The 4,969-nt window shown below is 42.1% G+C and carries 3 protein-coding genes; all 3 read left to right on the forward strand.

Going from position 1 to position 4,969, the window contains the following annotated elements; genetic code table 11:
- A partial coding sequence (locus HMPREF2697_RS06015) for a dihydrolipoamide acetyltransferase (RefSeq protein ID WP_070849984.1) occupies window positions 1-1,292 on the forward strand: 1,292 nt, incomplete at its 5' end.
- 177 nt (window positions 1,293-1,469) lie between these two features.
- Window positions 1,470-3,227, forward strand: a complete 1,758-nt coding sequence (lpdA, locus tag HMPREF2697_RS06020; protein WP_070849985.1) for a dihydrolipoyl dehydrogenase — start codon at window positions 1,470-1,472, stop codon at window positions 3,225-3,227.
- Between the two features lie 272 nt (window positions 3,228-3,499).
- The coding region (locus HMPREF2697_RS06025) for a GH25 family lysozyme (RefSeq protein ID WP_180364360.1) at window positions 3,500-4,969 on the forward strand (1,470 nt) is incomplete at its 3' end.

Consider the following 4,969-nt stretch of genomic DNA (forward strand, 5'->3'; position numbering starts at 1 on the left):
GAGATATCCTTCTTGAAATCATGTCAGATAAGACGAACATGGAACTTGAAGCAGAAGATTCTGGTGTTCTTTTGAAGATTACGCGTCAGGCTGGTGAAACAGTCCCAGTTACTGAGGTTATTGGTTATATTGGAGCAGAAGGTGAAGTGGTGGCTGATAACGTAGCTAGCGCACCAGCTGCTGAACCTGCGCCAAAAGTTGAAAAAGTTGCCGCTGTAGCCGAGCCTGTAGTAGCAGCGCAAACGCAAGCACCTGTCGTTCACGAAGGTGGCAAAGTACGTGCAACACCTAAGGCTCGTAAGGTGGCGCGTGAGTTGGGTATTGACCTCGCTCAAGTTCCAGGAACTGGAGCAAAAGGTCGTGTTCATGCTGATGACGTTGAGAACTTTAAGGGTGCTCAACCTAAGGCGACACCATTGGCACGTAAGATTGCAGCGGACCTTGGTATTGACTTAGCTAGCGTATCTGGAACAGGCTTTGGTGGTAAGATTACTAAGGAAGATATCCTTGCAATCAGTGCTCCAGCGCAAGTTAAGGAAGCGGCTGCTGCCCCTGTGGTTGAAGCTAAACCTGAAAAAGTCTTGCCAGAAGGCGTGGAAGTTATCCCAATGTCTGCTATGCGTAAGGCGATTTCTAAGGGAATGACGCACTCTTACTTGACTGCACCAACCTTTACTCTTAACTATGACGTGGACATGACTAACCTTATGGCTCTTCGTAAGCAAGTCCTAGATCCAATCATGAATAAGACTGGAATGAAGGTAACCTTCACTGATTTGATTGGTTTGGCGGTTGTACGTACCCTTATGAAAGAGGAACACCGTTACCTCAATGCATCCTTGATTGACGATGCCCAAAATATTGAATTACATAAATTTGTTAATCTCGGTATTGCCGTTGGTCTCGATGATGGCTTGATTGTGCCGGTCGTTCACGGTGCAGATAAGATGAGTTTGTCTGAGTTTGTTGTGGCTTCTAAGGATGTCATCAAGAAGGCTCAGGCTGGTAAATTGAAGGCTGCAGAAATGTCAGGTTCAACCTTCTCTATTACTAACTTGGGAATGTTTGGAACCAAATCATTTAACCCAATCATCAACCAACCAAACTCAGCTATCCTTGGTGTTTCAGCAACGATTCAAACTCCAGTTGTTGTTGATGGGGAAGTTGTCGTACGTCCAATCATGGGTCTATGCTTGACAATTGACCACCGTATTGTAGATGGTATGAATGGTGCCAAATTCATGGTTGATTTGAAACATTTGATTGAAAATCCTATGGAATTGTTGATTTAAGAAAAAAATATCTAAAAACTGAAGTTTTAATAGAAAGGAGAGGGCGTTAAAGCGTTTGAGTTGATTTGAACTCGAACGAAATGCTTCGGAATTTAGATAGTTTTACTGGTGTGCAAGCACACTAACGTAAAACTCCTAAAATTCTGTCGTATTTTAGCGTTCTTAGTATCATAAAATATGGCTTTTGAGATTATTATGCCTAAGCTTGGTGTTGATATGCAGGAAGGCGAAATCATCGAGTGGAAAAAACAAGAAGGTGATGTGGTAAATGAGGGAGATATCCTTCTTGAAATCATGTCAGATAAGACAAACATGGAACTTGAAGCAGAGGATTCAGGTGTCCTTTTGAAGATTACACGTCAGGCTGGTGAAACAGTCCCAGTTACTGAGGTTATCGGTTATATTGGAGCAGAAGGTGAGGTTGTAGCTGACAACGCAACTAGCGCACCTGTTGCTGAAGCAACTGCTCAGTTGGAATCAGCTGGTCTTGAAGTTCCTAAAGCTCCTGCCCAAGCTGCTCCAGCAGCCGTTGCAGAAAAAGCACCACTTGCTGACAATGAATACGATATTATCGTTGTCGGTGGTGGTCCTGCTGGTTACTATTCTGCCATCCGTGGTGCGCAACTTGGTGGTAAGGTTGCTATCGTTGAAAAATCTGAGTTTGGTGGAACATGTTTGAATAAAGGATGTATCCCAACTAAGACCTACCTTAAAAATGCAGAAATCCTTGATGGACTTAAGATTGCTGCAGGTCGTGGTATCAACCTAGCGTCAACAAACTACACTATCGATATGGATAAGACAGTTGACTTTAAGAACTCTGTCGTTAAGACACTTACTGGTGGTGTTCAAGGGCTTTTGAAGGCTAACAAGGTCACTATTTTCAATGGTCTTGGTCAAGTTAATCCAGATAAGACAGTTACTATTGGTTCAGAAACAATCAAGGGACGTAATATTATCCTTGCGACTGGATCAAAAGTGTCTCGTATCAATATCCCTGGAATTGAGTCACAACTTGTGATGACATCAGATGATATCCTTGACTTGCGTGAATTGCCTAAATCACTTGCAGTTATGGGTGGTGGTGTCGTTGGTATCGAGCTTGGTCTTGTTTATGCCTCATACGGTGTAGAAGTGACTGTTGTTGAGATGGCTGACCGCATTATTCCTGCTATGGATAAAGAAGTATCACTTGAACTTCAAAAAATCCTTGCTAAAAAGGGTATGAAGATCATGACATCTGTTGGGGTTTCTGAGATTGTAGAAGCTAACAACCAATTGACCCTTAAACTTAATAATGGTGAAGAGATTGTAGCGGATCGTGCCCTTCTTTCAATCGGTCGTGTCCCACAATTGGATGGTCTTGAAAATCTTAACCTTGAACTTGACCGTGGTCGTATCAAAGTTAATGCTTATCAAGAAACATCAATCCCAGGAATCTACGCACCGGGTGATGTTAACGGAACTAAGATGCTTGCTCACGCTGCTTACCGTATGGGTGAAGTTGCAGCTGAAAATGCTATGCGTGGCAATGTCCGTAAGGCTCACCTTGACTACACACCAGCAGCTGTCTACACTCACCCAGAAGTCGCAATGTGTGGTCTTACTGAAGAAGATGCACGCGCTAAATACGGTGATGTTCTCATTGGTAAATCAAGCTTTGCTGGTAACGGACGTGCCATCGCTTCAAATGAAGCTCAAGGTTTTGTTAAAGTCGTTGCAGATGCGAAGTACCATGAAATCCTTGGTGTTCACATTATCGGTCCAGCCGCAGCTGAATTGATTAACGAAGCGTCAACAATTATGGAAAATGAATTGACTGTCGATGAACTCTTGCAATCTATCCACGGTCACCCAACCTTCTCTGAAAACATGTATGAAGCCTTTGCTGACGTACTTGGAGAAGCTATCCATAACCCACCAAAACGTAAATAAAGTTGATAAAATTCTCGGACGGAAGTTCGGGAATTTTTCTTTTGTCACACATTTTCATCTTTAGTGATATAGCATAATTCTTTCCCTGCTTTTCAAAGAGTAATTCAAATATATAGTTAAAAGGTTTTCATGTTGTACGAATAGTAAGTTCATAAGTACTTAAGGTTTTATAATATTTTTATTTTATTTAGAAATTTTTAACAATAAGCTTTCCATTAGAGTTTTTCTATGGTAAAATGGTTGACATATTAAAAATGCAAAAGGAAAGTTAAATGCGAACGAAAGATTTTATCTACTATGCCAGTGCGGCTGTTCTTTTGGCTGTCACAACTCAGGTTGCTCAAGCTGATGAAGTGGCGACGACCAAAACTCCTTCTGTTACTGAGGAAAATCAGTATCAATCTGCGACAGCGGCTGAAATTTTTGGTGGAGAAGCAGCCTTACCTGTAACTCCTAAATCAACTGTTTCAGCACCCGCAGCTACGAGTGAAGTGGCAAAAGCTAGTGCTCCAGCGGTATCTATGTCTCCTGCTTCACAAAGTTCCGAGGCTGCAACGGCATCAACTTCAGTAACGTCTTCAGTTGTAAGTTCAGAAAGTGCAACAGCTTCTACAAGTGCGACAAGTTCGGAGACGTCAAACAGTGCTGTAGCAACACCTGCTAAATTGACGAATTCCACGGATGTTCCTTCGCAAACGCTTAAGGTACAACCAAAGACTTTTATCGATGTCAGCAGCCATAATGGTGATATCAGTGTAGATGACTATCGTGCTCTTGCACGTCAAGGTGTGGGTGGTGTCGTTGTCAAGTTGACTGAGGACACTTGGTACAACAACCCTAAAGCACCATCACAAGTTCGCAATGCTCAAATTGCTGGTCTTCAAGTATCAACCTATCATTTTTCTCGATACACAACTGAGGAAGAAGCACGTGCAGAGGCTCGTTTCTATATCCAAGCTGCACAAAAACTGAACCTTCCAAAGAGTACTGTTATGGTTAATGACTTCGAAGATTCTAATATGCTTCCAAATATCAACCGTAACACCCAAGCTTGGGTTAACGAAATGCGTAAGCATGGATACAACAACTTGATGTTCTACACAAGTGCCAGCTGGTTGGATGAGAACAATCTAGGCTACCGTGGACCTGTCTCAACCTCTCAATTTGGTATTGAGAATTTCTGGGTTGCCCAGTACCCATCGTCAAGTCTTACAGCAACGAGCGCTAAAAACATGCGCTATAATGCCAAAACTGGTGCATGGCAATTTTCAGCTACAGCTAATCTCTTGCCAGGTAAACATGTCTTTGACCAAAGCGTGGACTACACAGGACGATTTACTGCTAATGCCAGTGTCGAAGCAGATCCAACTCAAGGCGATTTGAGTGGGACTATTTCTATTGTTAATAACAATCCAACTCTTGGTAGCTTTGATGTTGTCATCTCTAATGTCAAAGCACCAAATGGTGTTCAAACAGTCTCTGTTCCAATTTGGTCAGAAATTAATGGCCAAGATGACATTATCTGGTATACGGCTAACCGTCAAAATAATGGAACTTACACAGTAAACGTTAAAGCTTCAGCTCATAAAAACTCAACAGGCCTTTATAATGTTCACCTTTATTATGTTCAAAAAGATGGCCAATTAACTGGTGTTGGTGGAACAACAACTCAAGTTTTTATTGGTAAGAAGCCGGAAATATCAGTATTTGCCAACTTGAGTATATCTAAAAATGAGAACAAT

Origin of the sequence: Streptococcus sp. HMSC064D12, from assembly GCF_001837205.1 — a bacterium.
Classification (GTDB): domain Bacteria; phylum Bacillota; class Bacilli; order Lactobacillales; family Streptococcaceae; genus Streptococcus; species Streptococcus salivarius_D.